Origin of the sequence: Pseudacidovorax sp. NFM-22 (assembly GCF_021401245.1) — a bacterium.
In the GTDB taxonomy this organism is placed as follows: Bacteria; Pseudomonadota; Gammaproteobacteria; order Burkholderiales; family Burkholderiaceae_C; genus Xenophilus.
The window spans coordinates 475,579-496,043 of the sequence record NZ_JACBFY010000005.1; the positions used below are offsets into that span (position 1 = coordinate 475,579).

General features: G+C 69.5%; 17 protein-coding genes. 4 read left to right on the forward strand and 13 right to left on the reverse strand.

The genetic code is table 11. The annotated features are described in order from the left end of the window. Window positions 1-8: 8 nt before the first annotated feature. The 12 genes from L0984_RS19785 to L0984_RS19840 all read right to left on the reverse strand — a co-directional run bounded on the left by L0984_RS19785 (window position 9) and on the right by L0984_RS19840 (window position 14,975). The gene (locus L0984_RS19785; RefSeq protein ID WP_234195643.1) at window positions 9-1,148 is read right to left on the reverse strand and encodes an acyl-CoA dehydrogenase family protein; all 1,140 of its coding nucleotides are present in this window, start codon (window positions 1,146-1,148) and stop codon (window positions 9-11) included. Between the two features lie 85 nt (window positions 1,149-1,233). Next, window positions 1,234-4,011 carry a LuxR C-terminal-related transcriptional regulator gene (locus L0984_RS19790; protein ID WP_234195644.1) on the reverse strand — a complete coding sequence of 926 codons (2,778 nt, stop codon included), beginning with the start codon at window positions 4,009-4,011 and terminating at the stop codon, window positions 1,234-1,236. 44 nt (window positions 4,012-4,055) lie between these two features. Then, entirely contained in the window at window positions 4,056-5,258 is a 1,203-nt protein-coding gene (locus tag L0984_RS19795; RefSeq protein WP_234195646.1) for a lipid-transfer protein, read from the reverse strand. Next, window positions 5,242-6,438: an ABC transporter substrate-binding protein gene (locus L0984_RS19800; protein ID WP_234195648.1), complete on the reverse strand. Its 1,197-nt coding sequence runs from the start codon at window positions 6,436-6,438 to the stop codon at window positions 5,242-5,244. The genes L0984_RS19795 and L0984_RS19800 overlap by 17 nt, the downstream gene beginning before the upstream one ends. Window positions 6,439-6,481: 43 nt before the next feature. Continuing rightward, window positions 6,482-7,660, reverse strand: coding sequence for an ABC transporter substrate-binding protein (locus tag L0984_RS19805; protein ID WP_234195649.1), 1,179 nt, complete (start codon window positions 7,658-7,660; stop codon window positions 6,482-6,484). Window positions 7,661-7,828: 168 nt separating this feature from the next. Then, complete coding sequence (locus L0984_RS19810) at window positions 7,829-8,239, reverse strand: nuclear transport factor 2 family protein (protein WP_234195651.1); 411 nt, start codon at window positions 8,237-8,239, stop codon at window positions 7,829-7,831. Window positions 8,240-8,275: 36 nt separating this feature from the next. Beyond that, complete coding sequence (locus L0984_RS19815; protein WP_234195653.1) at window positions 8,276-10,129, reverse strand: AMP-dependent synthetase/ligase; 1,854 nt, start codon at window positions 10,127-10,129, stop codon at window positions 8,276-8,278. 8 nt (window positions 10,130-10,137) lie between these two features. After that, a complete protein-coding gene (locus L0984_RS19820) occupies window positions 10,138-10,950 on the reverse strand; it encodes an ABC transporter ATP-binding protein (protein WP_234195655.1) in 813 nt (270 codons plus the stop codon). After that, window positions 10,947-11,762, reverse strand: coding sequence for an ABC transporter ATP-binding protein (locus tag L0984_RS19825; RefSeq protein WP_234195657.1), 816 nt, complete (start codon window positions 11,760-11,762; stop codon window positions 10,947-10,949). The genes L0984_RS19820 and L0984_RS19825 overlap by 4 nt, the downstream gene beginning before the upstream one ends. Further along, on the reverse strand, window positions 11,759-12,835 hold the full coding sequence (locus tag L0984_RS19830; RefSeq protein WP_234195658.1) for a branched-chain amino acid ABC transporter permease: 1,077 nt from the start codon (window positions 12,833-12,835) through the stop codon (window positions 11,759-11,761). Before L0984_RS19830 ends, L0984_RS19825 begins: the two co-directional genes overlap by 4 nt. A gap of 191 nt (window positions 12,836-13,026) precedes the next feature. Further along, the gene (locus tag L0984_RS19835; protein WP_058641019.1) at window positions 13,027-13,905 is read right to left on the reverse strand and encodes a branched-chain amino acid ABC transporter permease; all 879 of its coding nucleotides are present in this window, start codon (window positions 13,903-13,905) and stop codon (window positions 13,027-13,029) included. A 239-nt stretch (window positions 13,906-14,144) separates the two neighbouring features. Beyond that, window positions 14,145-14,975 carry an IclR family transcriptional regulator gene (locus L0984_RS19840; RefSeq protein WP_234195660.1) on the reverse strand — a complete coding sequence of 277 codons (831 nt, stop codon included), beginning with the start codon at window positions 14,973-14,975 and terminating at the stop codon, window positions 14,145-14,147. 23 nt (window positions 14,976-14,998) lie between these two features. Between L0984_RS19840 and L0984_RS19845 the strand changes: the two genes are divergently transcribed. Genes L0984_RS19845 through fahA form a run of 4 tightly spaced genes read left to right on the forward strand, consistent with a single transcriptional unit; the run spans window position 14,999 to window position 19,750 of the window. After that, entirely contained in the window at window positions 14,999-16,894 is a 1,896-nt protein-coding gene (locus tag L0984_RS19845; protein ID WP_234195662.1) for an FAD-dependent monooxygenase, read from the forward strand. Further along, on the forward strand, window positions 16,891-17,460 hold the full coding sequence (locus tag L0984_RS19850; protein WP_234195664.1) for a VOC family protein: 570 nt from the start codon (window positions 16,891-16,893) through the stop codon (window positions 17,458-17,460). Before L0984_RS19845 ends, L0984_RS19850 begins: the two co-directional genes overlap by 4 nt. Then, the gene (locus tag L0984_RS19855) at window positions 17,457-18,434 is read left to right on the forward strand and encodes a Bug family tripartite tricarboxylate transporter substrate binding protein (RefSeq protein ID WP_255697500.1); all 978 of its coding nucleotides are present in this window, start codon (window positions 17,457-17,459) and stop codon (window positions 18,432-18,434) included. Before L0984_RS19850 ends, L0984_RS19855 begins: the two co-directional genes overlap by 4 nt. A 5-nt stretch (window positions 18,435-18,439) precedes the next feature. After that, window positions 18,440-19,750, forward strand: coding sequence for a fumarylacetoacetase (gene fahA, locus L0984_RS19860; RefSeq protein WP_255697501.1), 1,311 nt, complete (start codon window positions 18,440-18,442; stop codon window positions 19,748-19,750). A gap of 15 nt (window positions 19,751-19,765) precedes the next feature. Here the strand turns inward: fahA and L0984_RS19865 are convergent, their stop codons facing one another. Continuing rightward, window positions 19,766-20,449, reverse strand: coding sequence for a GntR family transcriptional regulator (locus L0984_RS19865; protein ID WP_234195668.1), 684 nt, complete (start codon window positions 20,447-20,449; stop codon window positions 19,766-19,768). Between the last annotated feature and the right edge of the window lie 16 nt (window positions 20,450-20,465).

Consider the following 20,465-nt stretch of genomic DNA (forward strand, 5'->3'; position numbering starts at 1 on the left):
GCTGTCCTTCAAAGATCGCGGGCGATCAGTTCCTTCATGATTTCGTTGGTGCCGCCGTAGATGCGCTGGGCGCGCGCATCGACATAGGCGCGGCCGATGGGCACCTCGGCCATGAAGCCGTAGCCGCCGTGCAGCTGCACGCAGGCATCGACCACGCGGCCCTGCAGATCGCTGCACCAGTACTTGGCCATGGAGGCGGCCTGCGCATCCAGGCGGCCGGCCATCAGGTCCGCGAGGCAGCGCTCGACGAAGGTGCGGCCGATGCGGATCTCGGTCTTGAGCTCGGCCAGCAGGAAGCGCGTGTGCTGGAAGTCGGCCACCGCCTGGCCGAAGGCGCGGCGGTCGCGCACATAGGCCAGGGTCTGGCGGTAGGCGTCCTCGGCCGCGGCCACGGCCGAGACGGCGATCTGCAGCCGCTCCCAGGGCAACTCCTTCATCAGGTAGACGAAGCCCTGGCCGCGTTCGCCCAGCAGCTGGTCGGCGGGCACGCGCACGTCCTCGAAGAAGAGCTCGCCCGTGTCCTGCGACTTGAGCCCGATCTTCTTGAGCGGCTGGCCCTTGCGCACGCCGGGCAGCGTGGTGTCCACCACCAGCAGGCTGATGCCGCGGGCGCCGGCATCGGGCTCGGTGCGGGCCACGACGATCACCAGGTCGCAGGTGGTGGCGTTGGAGATGAAGGTCTTGGCGCCGTTGAGGCGGAAGTGCCCGTCCTCCAGCACCGCATGCGTGCGGATGGCCTTGACGTCGGAGCCGCCGTCGGGCTCGGTCATGGCCAGTGCGCCGATGGCCTCGCCCGTCACCATGCGCGGCAGCCACTGCGCCTGCAGCGGCGGGCTGGCGAAGTGCAGCAGGTAGTTGGTGACGATTTCGGAATGCATCGTCAGCGACAGGCCGAAGTTGCTGTACGGCGCGGCTTCTTCCAGCAGCACCGCCGAATAGAGCAGGTCTGCGCCCGGCCCGCCCAGCGACTCGGGCACGGTGGGGCACAGCAGGCCCAGCTCGCCGGCCTCGCGGAAGATGGCCGGGTCGAAGCAGCCGCGCTCGGCCCAGGCGTCCAGCCGGGGGCCGACCCGCTCGGCCATGAAGCGGCGCACGCTGTCGCGGAAAAGTTCGTGGTCGGGGCGGTAGAGCTCGCTCGTCTGCGTCATGCGCCGCAGTGTCGAAAAGCAGGGCCGCGCCGGTATCGTCGCTTGCGACGAGATTGCGGGGCCGGCCGCACCGGAATGCGTCCGCTCAGGGAATCAAGCCAGCCTTGCGCGTGAGCGCGATCGCCTCCATGCGGTTGCGCGCATCGAGCTTGACGTTGATGTTGCGCAGGTGCGTGCGCACGGTGGTCTCGGCCACGAACAGGCGCTCGGCGATGTCGTCGTTCGACAGGCCCTCGGCCGCCAGGCGCATCACCTGGATCTCCTTGCGGGTGAGCAGCTCGCTGGCCGCGGCCGCGCTGCGCACGCCGGGTGCCTCGCTGGGCCGGGCCTCGGCCGCCGCCGCGGGCGGCTCGCGCAGCAGGCGGTCGATGAAGGCCAGCGGCGCGTCGGCACTGCCCTCCCCTGCGCCATCGAGCAGCAGCGTGGGCACGGCGCGCAGGTCGCGCAGCAGCGTGAGCAGGTAGGCGTCCTCGTCGAGGAAGGCGCGCACATAGCCCTCGGCCGCGGCCTGGCGCACGGCCTTGGCCAGCACGCGCATGGCCTTATTGCGCTGGTCCAGCCGGTACAGGGCCTGGGCCAGCAGCAGCCGCAGCGTGAGCGCGCGGCGCTCGCGGTGCGCGCGCTCGGCCGCATCCAGCTGGCGGCGCAGCAGGTCGGCGACCTCATCCGCATGGCCGCTGGCGATAGACCAGCGCGCCAGGCCCACGTCGTGCGTCTCGACCTCGTTGGCGCGCAGCGAGAGCCGGCTCACCCGCCGCCACAGCGCCTTGTCGTTGCAGCGCTCCAGCTCGGCATGGGCCTGGGCCAGACGGCCTTCCACCACCAGCGAGCGGGCGCGCTCCACCCGCGCGCAGGCCACCACGCGCGGCAGGCCCTCGCGATGGCCGATGTGCTCCAGCTCGGTCAGGAGGCGCTGCGCGCGGTCGGCATCGCCCTGCTCGCGCGCGATGCGGGCCATGACGATGTGCGCGCTGATCAGTTGGTCGGGAATGCCCACGCGGCGGATCAGCGGGATGTAGACCGCCAGCAGGCGCTCGGCCTGCTCGCACTGGTCCGCCTCGTACAGCGCCTCGGCCAGCAGCACGCCGGCCATGGCATTGCCGTTGGTGGCGCGGGTGGAATCGGCGGCGCCCGCGCTCACCGCCAGCCGCAGCCGGGCCAGGGCTTTGTGCAGGCGCCCCTGCGTCAGGTCGACGGCGCCTTCGGCCGCCTCGGAGATGGCGAAGTTGAAGCTGCTGGCATGCGCCGGCTGGCGGCTGCGCGCGGCATCGGCCAGACGCAGGGCCTCGGGATAGCGGCCGGCGATCATCGACAGGTTGGCCAGCACCACTTCGAGGAAGCTGCGCGCGAAGCTGGCGCTGGACGGCAGCGCCTTGAGCAGCGGCGCCACGCTGTCCATGGCCTCGTCGGTGCGGTCGGTGAGCACCAGCAGCAATGGCTGCAGCGCCAGCAGGATGGCATGGCTGTGCGGATCGTCATGCACCGCCGGCCCCAGCGCATCGGCCAGCGGCCCGGCCGCGCGCGGGCCGTCGGCCAGGCACACGGCCCAGGCATGCACCACCTGCAGCAGCGGCTGGTCGTGCAGCCGGCCGGCCTTGTGCAGCGGATCGAGCCAGCGCGACAGCATGCGCACCCGCCCCTGATCGAGCAGCGGCTGCGCATGCGCGCGCAGCAGGGGCAGCGCGAAGTCCAGGTCGCCCGCGGCCAGGCCATGCTCGATGGCCGGCACCGGCCTTGCGCTGGCCAGGAACCAGTCGGCCGCGGCCCGGTGCAGCACGGCGATGCGCCCCGGATGCTGGCGCCGCAGTTGCGCCCGCAGGAACTCCGCGAACATGCCGTGGTAGCGGAACTCGCTGCGGTCGGCCTGCAGGGGAATGAGGAAGAGGTGCGCCTGGTCGATGGCGCGCAGCAGTCCGGCGCTGTCGTGCTGCTCGCCCACCGCGGCGCACACGGCATCGCACAGCGAGGCATCGAAGCGCGCCAGGATGCTGGTGTGCAGCAGGAAGGCGCGCACGGTCTCGCTCTGGCGGGCCAGCACGTCTTCCATCAGGTAGTCCATGACAGCCGCGTTCGAACCCGAGAAGCCGGCGATGAAGCGGCCGGGCTCGTCCCGGTCCTCCAGCGTGACCGACGCCAGCCACAGCGCCGCCACCCAGCCTTCGGTGCTGCGGTGCAGGCGGCGGATGTCTTCGGGCTGCAGGGCCAGGCCGCGGCGCTCGCGCAGGTAGCCGTCGACCTCGGCTTCCGAGAAGCGCAACTGCTCGGGCTCGATCTCCAGCAGCCGGCCGCGGGCGCGCAGCCGGCCCAGGCCCAGCTCGGGCGCGCCGCGCGAGCCGGCAATGAGCTGCGCGCCGCGTGGCAGCTGCGCGATCAGCTCCTGCAGCAGGCCCAGGCCGACGGCGCCCTGCAGTTCCTCCAGGTCGTCGAGGAAGAGCGCGAAGGGCGTGGGATGGGCAGCCACCGCGTCGATGAGCGCGAAGGCGAGTTCGTCGGCACCGGCCGGGCCGCCGGGCTGCAGGCGGCGCAGGGCGGGGATGAGCGGCTCCAGCGCCGCGATCAGCACGGCCAGCAGCCGGCCCACGTCGTTGTCGGCCCGGTCCAGCGTCAGCCAGGCATGGGGCAGGCCCGTCTCCTCGAAGCGGCGGCGCACCTGCAGCATGACGGTGGTCTTGCCGAAGCCGGCCGGCGCGCGCAGCAGCACGAGGCGGGCGGCCCCGGCGTTGAAGATGCGCTCGCAGACCTCGGTGCGCGGCAGCTCGAAGGCGGTGTCCAGCGGCGGACGCAGCTTGCCGGCCAGCGGCACCGGCAGCGGTGCGGCGGGCGCGGGCGCTGGCGCGCCGGCATCGGCGATTAGCAGTCTCATGGGACTGGAATACTACCGGCGATGCGCGCCGGTGCGCACAGGGTTCAACCGAGTTCGTACACCGTGACCACGCAGGCGCCGCCCAGGCCCAGGTTGTGCTGCAGCGCATGGCGGGCACCCGGCACCTGCCGGCCGCCGGCCTCGCCGCGCAGCTGCCAGGTCAGCTCGGCGCACTGCGCGAGGCCCGTGGCGCCCAGCGGATGGCCCTTGGAGAGAAGGCCGCCCGAAGGATTGGTCACCACCCGCCCGCCATGCGTGTTCTGCCCATCGAGCACGAAGCCCTCGGCCTCGCCCTCGCGGCACAGGCCCAGGGCCTCGTAGCTGATCAGCTCGTTGGCGGTGAAGCAGTCGTGCAGTTCCACGACCGGGATGTCCTCGGGCCCGACGCCCGCCTCCTCGTAGGCCGTGCGAGCGGCACGGCGGGCCATGTCGTAGCCCACCAGCTTGCGCAGGTCCTGCTCGTCGAAGCTGCTGTTGCCGTCGGTGGCCATGCCCTGGCCGGCGATGCGCACGCGCATGTCCAGGCCGTGGCGGCGGGCGAAGGCGGCCGAGCACAGCACGGCCGCCGCCGCGCCGCAGGTGGGCGGGCAGCATTGCAGCCGCGTGAGCGGATCGAACACCATGGGCGAGGCCATGACCTCGTCCAGCGTCAGCGGCGTGCGGAACAGTGCCAGCGGGTTGTGCGCCGCATGGGCCCGCGCCTTGACCGCGATGCGGCCGAAGGTGTCGGCCCGCGTGCCGTAGAGCTGCATGTGCATGCGCCCCGCGCCGCCGAAGAGCTGGGCCGCGATGGGCGCCTGCGGGTCGCGGCCCTGCACCTGCTCCAGCGTGTCCAGCAACCGCTGCGAGGGGTCGGGCCGGTCGGTCCACTGCGCGGCGATGGCGCCGCGGCCCATCTGCTCGAAGCCCACCGCCAGCACGCAGTCCACGGCGCCGCTGGCCACCGCCTGACGCGCGAGGAACAGCGCCGTGGAGCCCGTCGCGCAGTTGTTGTTGACGTTGAAGACCGGCACGCCCGTCAGCCCCAGCCGGTACGACACCGCCTGGCCGCAGCAGGAGTCGCCGTACACATAGCCGGCCATCACCTGCTGGACCGACTGGTAGTCGACGCCGGCATCGTCCAGCGCGGCCCGGGCGGCGCGGGCACCCATCACATCGTAGGCCTCGCTGGCGCCGGGCTTGGTGAAGGGCAGCATGCCCACGCCGACGACGTGCACCGGCTGCATGGCCTTAGCGGAACTGGTCATAGTCGAGCACCACCTTCCAGCGGCCGTTCTGCAGTTGCGAGAGCCGCGAGCGGCTGGAGCCCAGGTGCTGCGTGGCCGAGAAGCGCATCGGCGGGTTGCCAAAGATATCGCCCGGCACGTCCACACCCTCCATCGCACGCGTGAAACCCTCGGTCGTGAGCTGCGGCCCCGCGCCTTCGAGCGCCCTGGCGATCAGGTTGATCTGGGTGTAGCCGTACACGGCGAAGATGGTGGGCACCGACTGGAACTGCGCCTGGTAGCGCTTCGCCCAGTCGGCCACCGGCGCGGAAGCGTCGTCCAGGTAAGGAAAGGCCGCGGTGTGCACCGCATAGAGCCCGTCCATGTCCTTGCCGCCCAGGCGCGGGATCAGCTCCGAATAGCCGGTGGACGAGATGAGGAAGGTGGGCGCAAAGCCCAGCTTGCGCGCCTCGGCGATCACGCCCACGGTCTCGCGGATGATGGTGCCGAGCACCACGAAGTCGCAGTTGGCCGCCTTCAGCCGCGCCACCTGCGAGGAGAAGTCGGTGGCGCCGCGCTTGTAGCTGGCACGCTCGGCCAGCGTCGCGCCCACGGCCTTGAGGCCGGCCTCGGTGCCGTTCAGCACCTCATGGCCGAAGTCGTCGTCCTGGTAGAGCACGCAGGCCCGCGTGGCCTTGCGCTCGCGGTACAGGCCCGGCACCACCGGCGCGATCTGATCGAAGGAGGCCGGCAGCATGGCGAACTTGAGCGGGTTCAGCGGCTCGTAGGTCTCGCGCGCCAGCGCCATCGGAAACAGGCTGAACACGCCCTTCGGGAACATCACCTGCATCGCCGCCAGCGAATGCGGCGTGCCGAAGCTGCCGACGATGCCGAAGACCTTGTCCTGGTTCACCAGCTTCTGCGCCGCGAGCACCGAGCGCTTGGGGTCGTAGCCGTGGTCCTCGACCAGCAGGCGCAGCTGGCGGCCGTGGATGCCGCCGCGCGCGTTGATCTCGGCGATGGCCATCTGCAGGCCGTTGCGCACGTCGCGGCCATAGGGCGCCACCGGGCCCGAGAGGTCTGCGATGGTGCCCAGCAACACCTCGCTGGGCGTCACGCCCTGGGGCGGCGTCTGCGCCTGGGCAAGGGCGGCGAGCAGGCCGGCACCGAGCAGCGCGAGGGCGTTGCGCAGCGGGCGTTGCAGGAAGGAAGGCAGCGGCATGTCCGTGTCTCCGTGGCGATGCAGGGCGAAGCGGGCCGACGGCTCAGCGCGCCATCTGGTCGTAGTCCAGCACCACCTTCCAGCGGCCGTCCTGGATCTGCGACAGCCGGGCCTTGTTGGAGCCCAGGTGGCGGTCGGGCGCGAAGGAGAGTTCGGGCACGCCGAACATGTCGGCGGGCGTCTTCAGCGCCTCGACTGCGCGGGCCAGGCTGTCGGTGTCGGGCTGCGCGCCGGCCTTGTCCAGGGCCTGCACCAGGCGGTCGGCGATCACGTAGCCGTAGATCGAATAGGCGCTCGGCGCCTCGTTGAAGCGGCCACGGTAGGCCGTGAGCCAGGGCTTGAGCGCGTCCGACACGGTGTCTTCGTAGGGATGCTGCACCGTCATCGTGGAATAGAAGCCGTCCATCGGCTTGCCGCCCAGCTTGTGGATGAGGTCGGTGTAGGTGCCGAAGGCGCCCAGGAAGGTGGGATTGAAGTCGATGCGGCGCGCCTCGTTGAGCGTGCCCACGGTTTCGCGGATCAGCGTGCCGGTGACCACGAAGTCGCAGCCCGCGGCCTTCATGCGCGCCACCTGCGACGAGAAGTCGGTGGCGCCGCGCTTGAAGCTGGTCTTCTCGACCAGCTCCGCGCCCACGGTCTTGAGGCCGGCCTCGGTGCCGCGCAGGATCTCCAGGCCGTACTCGTCGTCCTGGTAGATGATGCAGGGCCTGGCCGCCTTCTTCTCGCGGTAGAGCCGCGCCGCCGCCGGCGCGATCTGGTCGTAGTAGGACGAGAGGAAGGCGAACTTGAGCTTGCTCACCGGCTCGTACATGTCGCGCGACAGCGCGGCCGGGAAGAAGTTGAGGGTGTTCTTCGAGGCCAGCACCGGCAGCGCGGCGTTGTTGACGCCGGTGCCCAGCGAGCCGGCCATGACGAAGATGCGGTCCTGGTTCACCAGCTTCTGCGTGGCCAGCACGGCGCGCTTGGGGTCGTAGCCCGAATCCTCGACCAGCAACCGCAGCTTGCGGCCGTGCACGCCGCCCTTGTCGTTGGCTTCGGCGATGCGCATCTGCATGCCGTTGCGCAGGTCCTTGCCATAGCCGGCCAGCGGGCCCGACAGGTCCTGCAAGGTGCCGATGAGGATCTCGTCCTTGGTCACGCCCTGGGTCTGGGCGGCGGCCAGGCCGCAGGCCGCCAGGGCCAGGCCGCCGATGAAGGAATGAAGGCGTCTCGAAGTGCGCATGGGGTTGTCTCCGTCAGTGGCTGGCCGGTCGGTGCGCTGCCGGCATGTTGTCGTGCCCGAACCATAGGGCGTGCGGGGGCGGCCGGTATCGTCGTATCCGACGAGCGTGGGGCGCGGTCCTTTGCCTGCCCGCCGTACCCGGCTCGGCAGCGTGGGTGCGTCCGCGGCTCAGGCCGCGGCCAGCAGCGACTTCAGCTGCATGCGGTCGAAGTACACCGTGTCGCGCGAGATCTGGTCGCCGCGCACCATCACCAGGTCCATGCCCTTGGTCATGACGCGGTCGGTCGAGCCCGGGCGCCAGACTTCCATGTCCCAGAACACGACCAGGCCGTTCTGGCCTTCCAGGCGATGGTGCTCGTAGATGGTCCAGCGCGAGTCCCAGGCCTTGAAGTAGCTGTGCAGGTAGTTGCGCAGCCGGTCGCGGCCGTCGATGCGCACGCCGGCGCCGGGTTCGCTGTACTGCACGTCCTCGGTGTAGTAGTTCAGCGTGCCTTCGATGTCGCGCTGGTCCCAGCAGCGCGTGAGGCGCTCGATCACGTCCAGCAGGTGTTCGGTGCTTTGCAGTTCTGAATGGCTCATCGGTGTCTCTTTCGGTTGAACGGTGGATCGGCGGCCTCAGCGGTACATCGCCTCGATCTGCTCGGCGTACTTCTTCTGCACGAAGCTGCGCTTGAGCTTCATGGTGGGGGTCAGCTCCTCGTCCTCCGCCGACAGCTGCGTGTCGAGCAGGAAGAAGCGCTTGATCTGCTCGACGCGGGCGAACTTGCGGTTGGCCTTGTCGATCTCTTCCTGGATCAGCGCCTGGATCTCCGGGGCGCGCGTCAGGCTGGCGTAGTTGGAGAAGGGGATGTCGTGGTCCTGCGCATACTTCTCCACGTTCTCCTGCTCGATCATCACGATCGCCGTGAGGTAGGCGCGGCGGTCGCCGATCACCACCGCATCGGTCACGTAGGGGCTGAACTTGAGCTCGTTCTCCCACTCGCTGGGCGTCACGTTCTTGCCGCCGGCCGTGATGATGATGTCCTTCATGCGGTCGGTGATGCGGAAGTAGCCGTCGGCATCCACCGTGCCCACGTCGCCCGTGTGCAGCCAGCCATCGGCGTCGATGGTCTCGGCGGTCTTCTCGGGCAGGTTGAGGTAGCCCATGAAGACGTTGGGCCCGCGCACCAGCAGCTCGCCGGTGGCCGGGTCCAGCCGGACCTCGTTGTAGGGGCTGGCCGCGCCGATGGTGCCCAGGCGGATGCGCCCGGGCGGCATGCTGGTCGAGATGCCGCAGGACTCCGTCTGGCCCCAGGCCTCCAGCATGGGAATGCCCAGCGCGAGGTACCAGCGGATCAGCTCCGGCGAGATGGGCGCGGCGCCCGTGGCCATGAAGCGGCAGCGCTGGATGCCGATGAAGCGGCGCACGTTGTCCAGCGCCGCCAGCCCGGCGAGCCTGTAGCGCAGCTTGAGCAAGGCGCTCACCGGCTGCCCGGCCAGCACGCGGTCGGCCACCGCCATGCCCTGGGCGATGGCCCAGCGGTACAGCGCCTGCTGGACCGGGCCCGCCTCCTTGACCGCGATGGTGACGGCCGAATAGAACTTCTCCCACATGCGCGGCACGCCGGCGAAGACGGTGGGCGCGATCTCGCGCACGTTCTCGGGCACGGTGTCGGGGTTCTCGACGAAGTTCATGCGCGTGCCGGTGTAGATCGAGGCATAGAGCCCGACCACCCGCTCGGCCACGTGGCACAGCGGCAGGAAGCACATGCGCTCGTCGCGTTCGTCCTGCGGCAGGATGCGGTTCTGCCCGTGCACCACCGTCACCAGGCTGCGGTTGTTGTGCATGGCACCCTTGGGCTTGCCGGTGGTTCCCGAGGTGTAGATGAGGATGGCCAGGTCCTCCGGGCCGCGCAGCTCGCGCAGGCGCTCGAACTCGCCGGGGTGCGCCGCATCGTGCGCGCGGCCGCGCTCGCGCAGCGCGTCCATCGTCATCACCATCGGGTCGCTGAACTCGGCCAGGCCCTTGGGGTCGATGAGCACGATGGTGTGCAGCAGCGGCAGCCGGGCGCGCACCTCCAGCGCCTTGTCCAGCTGCTCCTCGTCCTCCACCACCAGCACGGTCGTGCGCGAGTCCTCGCACAGGTAGTGCACCTGGGCCGCCGCGTCGGTGGGATAGATGCCGTTGGACACGCCCGCCGCGCCCAGCACCGCCAGGTCGAGCCAGACCCATTCGACGCGCGTGTTCGACAGGATCGACACGCACCCGCCCGGCTTCAGGCCCTGCGCCACCAGGCCCATCGCGAGTTCGCGCACCAGGGTGCCGACCTCGTTCCAGCTCCAGCCGCGCCAGACGCCGAGGTCCTTCTGCCGCATCATGACCCGCTCGCCGCGCGCCGCGACGCCGGCCCAGAAGATGCGCGAGATGGTGTCGCCCGGCACGACGATGTCGTCCGTGGGCGCGAAGTGATCGAGGTTCCAGAGTGCCATGCGCCGCCTCACCGCCAGTTCTTCTTTTTCTTCCAGCGCCGGTCTCCGCGGGCGCCGGCTTCCTTCATGCCGAGGTAGAACTCCTTGATGTCGTCCTTCTCGCGCAGCCGGTCGCAGGCGTCGTCCATGACGATGCGGCCGTTCTCCAGCACGTAGCCGTGGTCGGCCACGTTCAGCGCCATGTTGGCGTTCTGCTCGACCAGCAGGATGGAGGTGCCCCGCTCGCGGTTGATGCGCACCACGATCTCGAAGATCTCCTTGGTGAGCCGCGGCGACAGGCCCAGGCTGGGCTCGTCGAGCAGGATCATGGCGGGGCCGGCCAGGATGGCGCGCGAGATGGCCAGCATCTGCTGCTGGCCGCCCGAGAGCAGGCCCGCGTCCTGCCCGGCCCGCTCGCGCAGGATGGGGAAGTAGCCGAACACCGTCTCCATGTCGCGCGCCACCGCATCGCGGTCGCGCCGGGTGTAGGCGCCCATCAGCAGGTTGTCGCGCACCGACAGCAGCGGGAACACCTCCCGCCCCTCGGGCACGTGCGACAGGCCACGCCGCACGATCCACGCCGGGTCGCGCGCCGTGATCTCCTCGCCCTGGAAGACGATGCTGCCCTTCTGCGGATCGATGATGCCGCTGATGGTCTTGAGGATGGTGGACTTGCCCGCGCCGTTGGAGCCCAGCACCGCGGCGATCTGCCCCGGCATCACGCGCAGGCTGACGCCGCGGATGGCCTTCACGGGGCCGTAGGCGCTCTCGACGTTGGCGAGCGACAGGGTGGGCTGCAGCTCGGCCTGCGGGGTCTGTGCAGAGATCGGCAGCGCGCTCATGCCGCCACCTCCGCGCGCGGCCGGCGCAGCGAGGCCACGTCGTCCACCGTGCCCAGGTAGGCCTCGATCACCGCCGGGTCGGCCTGCACCGCGGCCGGCTCGCCCAGCGCCAGCACGGCACCCTGGTTCATGGCCAGCACGCGGTCCGACACCTTGGACACCAGGCCCATGTCGTGCTCGACCATCAGCACCGTCACGCCCAGGTCGCGCCGGATGTCCTGGATCCAGAAGGCCATGTCGCCGGTCTCTTCCACGTTGAGGCCGGACGAGGGCTCGTCCAGCAGCAGCAGTCGCGGCTCGGTGCACAAGGCGCGCGCCAGCTCCACCACCTTGCGCACGCCGTAGGGCAGGCCCGCCACCTGGGCGTCGCGGTAGTGCTGCAGGTCGAGCAGGTCGATCACCTCCTCCACCTTGCGGCGCGTCTCGCGCTCGGCCCGGCGCACCTGCGGCAGGAAGAGCATTTCGCTCCACACGCTGGTGCGGCGGCGGATGTGGCGGCCGATCAGCAGGTTCTGCAGCACCGTCGCATGCTCGAAGAGCTCGATGTTCTGGAAGGTGCGGGCGATGCCCAGCGCGGCCACGCCGTGCGGCGGCACGTCGTTGAGGCGCCGGCCGGCGAACTGCAGCTCGCCGGTGGTGGCCTCGTAGATGCGGCTGATGAGGTTGAAGACCGTGGTCTTGCCCGCGCCGTTGGGGCCGATCAGCGTGAAGACCTCGCCGGGCATCACATCGAAGCTCACGTCGTTGACCGCCAGCACGCCGCCGAAGCGCACGCTCAGGTGCCGGGCCGAGAGAAGGGGCTGCGTGCTCATTTCAGCCTTTCGGATTTGGCATAGGACTTCTGGCGGCGGAACATGCCGCGGCGGTAGAAGGGGTAGAGCTCCAGCCAGGTGCGCAGCTTGAGCCAGCGGCCGTAGATGCCCAGCGGTTCCAGCATCACGAAGGCGATCAGCACGCCGCCGTACACCACGCTCTGCAGCCCCGCGGCCTGCGCCATGGCGGGCGGCAGCCAGTCCTTGGCGAGCGAGATCAGCTGCGGCATGCCGATCAGGAAGATCGCGCCGAAGAAGGCACCGTGCATGGAGCCCAGCCCGCCCACCACGATCATCAGCACCAGGTCGATGGACTGCACCAGGCCGAACTGGTCGGGCGAGATGAACTGCATCTTGTGCGCATACAGCGCGCCGCCCAGGCCCGCCAGCGCGGCGGAGATGGCGAAGGACATGAACTTGAAGCGCGCCAGCGGAATGCCCATGCTCTGCGCCGAGATCTCCGAATCGCGCATGGCGACGAAGGCCCGGCCGGTGGGCGAACGCAGCAGGTTGAGCACCACCAGCGTGGCGCCGACCACGCACACCAGGCACAGGAAGTACAGCGCCTCGGTGCTGTCCAGCGGCCGGCCGAAGAGCGTGGCGCTGGCCACCGTCTTGCCGGCGTTGCCGCCGGTGACGCTCTCCCAGCGGGCAAGTACCTCCTCGACGATGAAGCCGAAGGACAGCGTGGCGATGGCCAGGTACATGCCCTTGACGCGCAGGGCCGGCAGGCCGACCACCACGCCCACCGCCGCCGACAGCGCCATCGAGCAGGCCAGGCTCACGGGCAGCGGCCAGCCGCGGGCGATCAGGTAGGCCTCGGTGTACGCCCCCACGCCCATGAAGGCCGCATGGCCGATGGAGAACTGCCCCGTGAAGCCGGCCAGCAGCATCAGGCCCACGGCCACGATGGCATAGATGAAGACGAAGGTCAGCTGCGCCACCCAGTAGGTCGACAGCAGCCAGGGCGCGGCCAGCAGGGCCACGAGCAGCAGCCCGTACCAGAAGCGCTGGCCGCCGTGGCGGGCCAGGTCGATGTCCTGGTCGTAGCGGGTCTTGAAGATGAAGCGCATGTCAGTTGTCCACGGCGCCGACGCGCCACCTGCACGGCATGAAACCGGCGCCATCCTCCTGATCGAAGGGCCGCGGAGCAGGCCATGCCAATGCACCCGCGGAACGGGCTTTGCCCGGCCGCCGGGTGCGCCCCTTGAGGGGGATGGGACTTCCACACGCAGTGAGGAAGTCCAAACGGGGTGGTTTCATTTCAGACTTTCTTGCGGGCGCGGTCGCCAAAGAGCCCGGTGGGCTTGATGGCCAGCATGAGCAGCACCACCACGTAGGGCACCACGTCCTTGAAGCCTTCGGGCAGGTAGAAGCCCGACAGCGCCTCGACCAGGCCGATGATCAGACCGCCCACGATGGCGCCCGGCAGGCTGCCGAAGCCGCCCACGATGGCCGCCGGAAAGGCCTTGAGTCCGATGAAGCCCATGTTGGCGTGCACGAAGGTCACCGGCGCCAGCAGCAGTCCGGCGGCGGCGGCCACCGCGGCGGCCAGCGCCCACACCAGCCCGTTGAGGCGCTGCACCGGAATGCCCATGTAGTAGGCCGCCAGTTGGTTCTGCGACGAGGCCTGCATGGCGATGCCGACGCGCGTGAAGCGGAACAGCAGCCACAGTGCCGTGCAGAGGCCGGCCGTCGCCACGATCACCACCAGCTGCTCGGCCCCCAGCACCACCGCGCCGCCCAGTGCCACGGTCTCACCCTTGTAGGGCACAGCCAGGGTGTGGGTGTCGGTGCCCACGCCCGGCACCATCGTGATCAGCCCGCGCATCACATAGCCCAGGCCGAAGGTCAGCATCACGATGGTGAACTGCGGCTGGCCCAGTACCGGCCGCACGATCAGCCGCTCGATCAGCAGGCCGAGCAGCGCCATGGCGCCCAGCGCCGCCAGCGCGGCCAGCCAGAAGGGCCAGCCGAACAGGCCCATGCCCGCGAAGCCGGCGAAGGCGCCCAGCATCATCAGGTCGCCCTGCGCGAAGTTGACGGTCTCGGTGGCCTTGTAGATGAGCACGAAGCCCAGCGCGATCAGCCCGTAGACGCAGCCCTGCGCCAGGCCTGCGATGACGATCTGCAGTACCAGCAATGGTTTGTCTCCTGCTCGTTGTTCGTTCTGCGTGCCGGCATGGGCCGGCGCGGAACGAACCATAAGCAGTCCGACGGGACGGAATATCGTCGCATCCGACGATCTCCGGACGGGATGGAGACAGAAGGTGAGCAGGCGGGCTCCGCGGCACGTCGCCCAGCGACCGGACTTGCTATCGCCCGCGGCGCTCTGACCAGGAACGTCAGGCGATCAGCAGGCGGCGACGCGGCAGCCGCCGGTCAGTGCTCGGCCCCGCCACCCGATTGGCTCTTCAAAGTCGACTGGATCGTGCGACCACCCTGCTGCAGCAGACGCACCAGCAGGTCGTTGTTGAAGAGCCCTTCACGCGGGGACTCGAACACCAGCGACAGGCTGCCCCAAAGCCGCCCCTCCGCTCCGTAGACAGGCACCGCCACGCCCGTGACGCCTGGGTCGACTTCGCCATGGGAGACGTAGTGACCTGCCTTTCGTACGCGACGCAGCTTTTCGCCGAACGCCGCCATGTCCTCCTGCTGCGCGACAGCCTGCGATTCGCAGATGGACTGCACGCGTGCGGGCGGCAGGTGGGCCAGGATCACCATTGACGCGGCACCGCGAAGCAGTGGCAGCGTGCGGCCACGCCCATAGCTGAACACCGTGGCATCCGCACCCGCCTCATGATGCACGTTGACGATCTGGTCTTCGAACAGGCTGCTGAGTAGGACCGAGCAGTGCGTGGCGGCCGCCAGCGACGCCATGACAGGTTGCGCCGCGATGAGCATCGGGTCGCTACGCCGCATGAGGTAGTCGAGCTGGATGATGCGCGGCCCCAGGCTGTACCGCCCTCCCTGCTTGGCCAGCAAGCCGCTTTCGCAGAGCTGGCCCAGGTAACGGAAGGCGGTGGTTCGCGGAATCGCCAGAGCCTGCGCCACTTCTTCTGCACTTGCGGTGGGACGCGCTTCGGTAAATGCCGCCAACACCTGCAGCACCTTGTTCAACTGGGACATCTCCACATCGTAAGGGGCGCAATCCACAAACCAGCCAGCCCGGATATGGTATTTGCACTGATAAAACAGGCGATATAAATCCATGTAAATTCCAGAAAATGGAATTTATGAGCGATACAACGCCGTTTCCCGGGCCGTTTGCCACGGGCCTTCTCCCTCGCATCGCCGAAGCCACGGTCGATTTGCATCCCATCGGAATCGTGGGCGCCGGCCCCGTGGGGCTGACGCTTGCACTCGCCCTTGCGCAACACGGCGTGCCGAGCGTGCTGCTTGAAGACGAGGCGCGCGTGTGCGAGGGCAGCCGCGCGCTGGGCATGTCACGCCGCACGCTTGAAATCTGGCGCGCCGTCGGCGCTGCCAGCGGCATCGCACAGCAAGGGGTGACGTGGCAAGGTGGCAGGAGCTTCTGGCGCGACCGCGAGGTCCTGCACTTTCGCCTGCCCGACGACGAGCGCTTGCGCTTTCGCCCCATGCTCAACATCCAGCAGTGCCATGCCGAGGCCTACCTCGTCCAGGCGGCACACGGCCACGCCTGCATCGACCTGCGTTGGCAGCATCGCGTGCGTCGAGTCGAAGCGGGCCCGGACGCGGTCGCCGTCGAAGTGCAGACGCCGCGGGGCGACTACACATTGCAGGTGCGGCACCTCGTCGCATGCGATGGCGGGCGCAGCACGGTTCGGGAATCCATGGGCCTGCGGCTCGAGGGCTCGACCCATGACGCGAGCTACCTCATTGCGGACATCGAACTCGACACCGCCATGCAGATGGGCCGTCGCTGCTGGTTCGACCCGCCCTCCAACCCCGGCTCCACGGTGCTGATGCACGGACAGCCCGATGGCGTGTGGCGGCTCGACTTTCAACTGCGCGACGACGAGGACCCACGGGGTGCCCAGGAGCCGGCAGCGGTGGAGGCCCGCATCGCCCGCCACCTCGACTTCATCGGAGAACATGGGCGCTGGCGTCTGCTGTGGAACAGCGTGTATCGGGCCCACAGCCGCGCACTGGACAGCTTCCGGCACGGCCGGGTCTTCTTTGCCGGCGACGCGGCACACCTCATGCCCATCTTCGGCATCCGCGGCCTCAACTCCGGGGTGGAGGATGCGTGGAACCTCGGCTGGAAGCTCGCGCTCGTGCACCAGGGGCTGGCGGACGACGCGCTGCTCGACAGCTACACGGTGGAGCGCCGAGGCGCCTTCACCGACAACGCGGCGCTGGCAGACCGGAACGCGCGCTTCATGACCCCTCACAACGCGGGCGCGCGCCTGATGCGCGATGCGGTTCTGCAGTTGGCACCAGCGCAGCCCACCGTGGCGGACATCATCAATCCCCGCCAGACGAGCGAGATGCCGCTTCGCGGCTCGCCGCTGAGCACGATCGATATCCCCGACCTGTTCACTGCCGGCCCCCACCCCGGCGCGATCGTTCCCGACCTGAAGCTGGCCGGATCGCAAGGCTGGCTCCACGACTGGTTGGGTCCGCAATTCACCCTGCTTGTGTTTGGCGATGAATCGCGAACCGGTGTCGGGCCGGCGCCGGCGACGGACGCCCTCCCGTGCAGGCGCCTGTCCATCACGCGCGACGAATCCGCCGCGTTGCACCCGGATGCAATCGCGGACCCGGGCGGCATCCTTCACAAGGCCTTCGATGCCGTTGACGGCACGACCTACCTGCTGCGTCCCGACCATCACGTGGCCGGGCGGTGGCGCGCACCGGACCCCGCCACGCTGTCGGCGGCCCTGGCGCGGGCGCTCGGTGCGAGCGGTGTCGCCATGGCCCATCCGTCCGCACCGCGCCACACGGAGGTGCTCCCGCCCGCAGAGCGCATCTATCGGGCGCTCGGCGCGGTGGTGGCCGCAACCCCGGAGGGTGCCAGAGAGCCCCTGCTGGCACGCGTCGCCCTGGCTCTTGCCCTCGACTGCGGCGACCCCGAGCGGGTCGACACCCTGCTGGGCCACGCCGTGTCGTGCCCCCCCTCTTCCATGCCCCTTCAAGGATCCCCATGACCCACCGCCCCATGCCTGTGATCGGCGGGCTGCACCATGCAGCCTGGCGCTGCCGCGATGCGGAAGAGACCCGCCACTTCTATGAGGACCTGCTGGGCTTGCCGCTGGTGCATGTCATCCGCGCCGAAAAGGTGCCCAGCACCGGCGAGCACTGCCCCTACGTCCACGTCTTCTTCGAGCTGGGCGACGGCGCCTGCCTCGCGTTCTTCGACCTGGGCGACAACCAGGCCGCACTGCCTTCCGCCAACACGCCTGCATGGGTGCACCACCTGGCACTGCGCGTGGCTTCGGAACGAGACCTGGCGGCAGCCCACCACCGGCTGCTGGCCGCGGGTGTGGCGGTGATCGGACCCACCGATCACGGCTTCGTGTCCTCGATCTACTTCATGGACCCGAACGGCTTGCGGCTGGAATTGACCACGCCGACGGGCGATCCTGGATTCATGGCGACGGCGCGTCTGGAGGCGCATGCCGCATGTGCTGCCTGGACGGCGGCCAAACATCAGCGCACCCCCTCGCCGGGCAACGCGCCCTTCACCCCGCGACTTGAACAGGAGACACCATGACCCTCACCCGCCCACGCTTCTGGAAGGCCCTTGCGCTCTTGCTGCTCACGGCTGGGGCTGTGCTCCCGGCCTCCGCCCAGCCTTATCCAACCCGCCCTCTTCGATTGGTCGTGCCCTATCCCGCCGGCGGCGGATCGGACGTCTTCGCCAGGACAGTGTCTCCGGCCATGGCGGCCGAACTCGGCCAGCCGATCGTGATCGACAACCGCCCCGGTGCGGCCACGGCCATCGGCGCGGACATGGTGGCCAAGGCAGCACCCGACGGCTACACCGTGCTGCTGGGCGACAGCGCGACCTATGCCGTCAACCCCAGCCTGTATCCGAAGCTGCCTTACGACCCTCAGGAGAACCTGTCCCCCGTCTCCCTCACGGCACGGTTCGCGCTCGTGCTGGTGGTCGGCAATGCCACGCCGGTGCGCACGCTGGCCGACCTTGCCGCGCTGGCGCGCCGCAGCGACCTCTCGTATGCATCGCCGGGTACCGGTTCGCCGCACCACCTCGCCATGGAGATGCTGCGCCAGGGGCTGAAGATGCCGATGACCCATGTGCCCTACAAGGGCTCGGCACCCGCGACCAACGACCTGCTCGGTGGGGTGGTGCCGGTGATGTTCCTGGACCTGGCCTCGGCGTCCCAGCACATCCGCGCAGGCAAGCTGCGCGCCATCGCCGTGAGCGCACCCCGGCGCCTCAAGGACTGGCCCGACGTGCCGACCATCGCCGAGTCGGGGCTGCCCGGCTACGAGGCCTGGGCGTGGCAGGGGCTGTCGGTACCGGCCGGAACCCCAGCGGAGGTGGTGAACCGCCTCCAGTCGGCCTATGCCAAGGCCGCGGCAGATCCCACCAACCGGCAGCGCGTGGCCGAACAGGGCGGCGAGATCCTCACGAGTTCGCCGGCAGACATGGCCGCCTTCATGCGCAGCGAGAGGCAGCGCTGGGCGACGCTGATCCGGGACGCCAACATCCGCGTCGAGTAAGCGCCATGATCTTGCATTTGAACGACACCCATGACCCGGCGCTCACCAGTTGGGTGGACACCGCCAACGAAGCAGACACCGACTTCCCATTGCAGAACCTGCCCTTCGGCGTCTTCCGCCGCCTCGAGGGGCCGTCACTTGCGATCGGCGTCGCGGTGGGCGACCGGATCCTGGACCTTGCCAAGGTGCTCGAGACCGGATCCTTCTCTGCCTCCGATGCGCTGCGTGATGCGGCGCATCAGCCATCGCTGAATGCGCTCATGGCCTTGCCCCCGGCGCAGCATTCGCATCTGCGCGCACGGCTGTCGGCAGCGCTCTCCACGACGGCGTCCGCGCCGCTGCGCCGCCGCGTCGCGCCCTGTCTGGAGCCCATGTCAGGGGTCATGCTCGCGCTGCCCGTGGTCATCGGCGACTACACCGATTTCCTCACCTCCGCCTGGCATACGGAGCGCCACGGGCGCTTCAAGGGCCTGCAGGAGCCGCTCCCCCGGGCCTTCTTTTCGCTGCCGGTGGCCTACCACGGACGTGCCTCGTCGATCCGTATCAGCGGCACCGACGCCGTGCGGCCCTGGGGGCAGATCCGGTCCAAGGATGGCAGCGTGCGATTTGCGCCCAGTGCAGCCATGGACTTCGAGCTGGAACTCGCCGCCTACGTCGGCCAAGGCAACGAGCAGGGACATCGCATTCCCGTGGCCGACGCGGGCCGGCACCTGTTCGGCTACTGCCTGATGAACGACTGGTCGGCCAAGGACATCCAGTGGTGGGAACAGGTCCTCGGCCCCTTTCTTGGGAAGAGCTTCATGACGGTCGTCTCTCCCTGGGTGGTGACCGCCGAGGCGCTGGCCCCCTTCCGCGGTGAACTGCCCTCGCGGCCGGAAGGGCAAGCGCCGACGCCAGAGCACCTGGCCACCGCGGAGGGCACGCTCGACATTGCCATGGAGGCGTGGCTGCAGACCCGTGCGATGCGCGAGGCGGGGACTGCGCCGGTCCGCCTCTCGGCCACCACGCCGCGTCACCTCAGCTGGAGCTTCGAGCAGATGGTCGCCCATCACACCAGCAATGGCTGCAACATGCGCACCGGTGACCTGCTGGGCAGCGGCACCGTGTCGGGGGAGGAGGCCAGCGCCATGGGCTGCCTGACGGAGATGACCGCGGCCGGCACGGTGCCGCTGACGCTGCCGAGCGGCGAGCGGCGCCACTGGCTGGAGGACGGCGACGAAGTGGTGCTGCGCGCGAGGGCGACGCGGGAAGGCTTCGTGCCCCTCGGCTTCGGGGAATGCCGAAGTCGCATCTTGCCGGCGCTCCCGCCGGGGTGACTGCGCCTGCAGACGCTATCGGGATCGACGGCCAGGTGCGGCGGCAAGCCCGGCGTCCAGCACGATGCGGGCGGTCTCCACGTAATGCTGCCGCAGCAGGGCGCTCGCTTTGTCGGCATCGCGCGCCAGTGCCGCTTCCACCAAGTCCTGATGCTCATGCTCGACATCGCGTCTGCTGGCTTCGCGGGCCGGGGCAGCCCACACCCGATACAGGTCGGTGGACTGCGCGAGTCCAGCGGCGATCCGGAGCATTGGCTCGCAGGCGCACGCGGCCAGCAGCGCGTGATGGAAGCCCCAATGGGCACGCCGCCATTCATCGTTGACGCGATTGGAGTCTGGCAGGCGACGCGGCGTCTTCGACATGCGGTGATGGGCCGCCAGCAGGTTCGTCTCCCACTGGAGGTCGCCCCGGGCCAGCGACAGGCGCAGTGCCAGCGATTCGGTCACGCACCGCAGTTCGGTCACATCGGCGAACTCCTGCAGGTCGAGTTGTGGCACGAAAAAACCGCGGTTCGTCTTCGCCTCCAGGAGGCTTTCACCGGCCAGTCGCGTGAGCGCCTCGCGCACGACGGTCGAGCTGGTGTCGAACTGATCGGCGAGGGCCTGGGGCCCGAGTCGCTCCCCGGGCGGCCAAGTGCCGTCCAGGATGGCATGACGAATCCGCTCAAGAACCGGGGTCTCAGGGCTTGCATTGGGCATGATTAAGTCTATCATT

What these genes read in the sequence shown, in the direction of transcription:
- L0984_RS19845 (WP_234195662.1), top strand. Translation starts at nt 14,999, where the DNA reads ATGAGCGATACAACGCCGTTTCCCGGGCCGTTTGCCACGGGCCTTCTC.
- L0984_RS19785 (WP_234195643.1), bottom strand. Translation starts at nt 1,148, where the DNA reads ATGACGCAGACGAGCGAGCTCTACCGCCCCGACCACGAACTTTTCCGC.
- L0984_RS19790 (WP_234195644.1), bottom strand. Translation starts at nt 4,011, where the DNA reads ATGAGACTGCTAATCGCCGATGCCGGCGCGCCAGCGCCCGCGCCCGCC.
- L0984_RS19820 (WP_234195655.1), bottom strand. Translation starts at nt 10,950, where the DNA reads ATGAGCGCGCTGCCGATCTCTGCACAGACCCCGCAGGCCGAGCTGCAG.
- L0984_RS19830 (WP_234195658.1), bottom strand. Translation starts at nt 12,835, where the DNA reads ATGCGCTTCATCTTCAAGACCCGCTACGACCAGGACATCGACCTGGCC.
- L0984_RS19810 (WP_234195651.1), bottom strand. Translation starts at nt 8,239, where the DNA reads ATGAGCCATTCAGAACTGCAAAGCACCGAACACCTGCTGGACGTGATC.
- L0984_RS19850 (WP_234195664.1), top strand. Translation starts at nt 16,891, where the DNA reads ATGACCCACCGCCCCATGCCTGTGATCGGCGGGCTGCACCATGCAGCC.
- L0984_RS19795 (WP_234195646.1), bottom strand. Translation starts at nt 5,258, where the DNA reads ATGACCAGTTCCGCTAAGGCCATGCAGCCGGTGCACGTCGTCGGCGTG.
- L0984_RS19805 (WP_234195649.1), bottom strand. Translation starts at nt 7,660, where the DNA reads ATGCGCACTTCGAGACGCCTTCATTCCTTCATCGGCGGCCTGGCCCTG.
- L0984_RS19815 (WP_234195653.1), bottom strand. Translation starts at nt 10,129, where the DNA reads ATGGCACTCTGGAACCTCGATCACTTCGCGCCCACGGACGACATCGTC.
- fahA (WP_255697501.1), top strand. Translation starts at nt 18,440, where the DNA reads ATGATCTTGCATTTGAACGACACCCATGACCCGGCGCTCACCAGTTGG.
- L0984_RS19855 (WP_255697500.1), top strand. Translation starts at nt 17,457, where the DNA reads ATGACCCTCACCCGCCCACGCTTCTGGAAGGCCCTTGCGCTCTTGCTG.
- L0984_RS19800 (WP_234195648.1), bottom strand. Translation starts at nt 6,438, where the DNA reads ATGCCGCTGCCTTCCTTCCTGCAACGCCCGCTGCGCAACGCCCTCGCG.
- L0984_RS19825 (WP_234195657.1), bottom strand. Translation starts at nt 11,762, where the DNA reads ATGAGCACGCAGCCCCTTCTCTCGGCCCGGCACCTGAGCGTGCGCTTC.
- L0984_RS19865 (WP_234195668.1), bottom strand. Translation starts at nt 20,449, where the DNA reads ATGCCCAATGCAAGCCCTGAGACCCCGGTTCTTGAGCGGATTCGTCAT.
- L0984_RS19840 (WP_234195660.1), bottom strand. Translation starts at nt 14,975, where the DNA reads ATGGATTTATATCGCCTGTTTTATCAGTGCAAATACCATATCCGGGCT.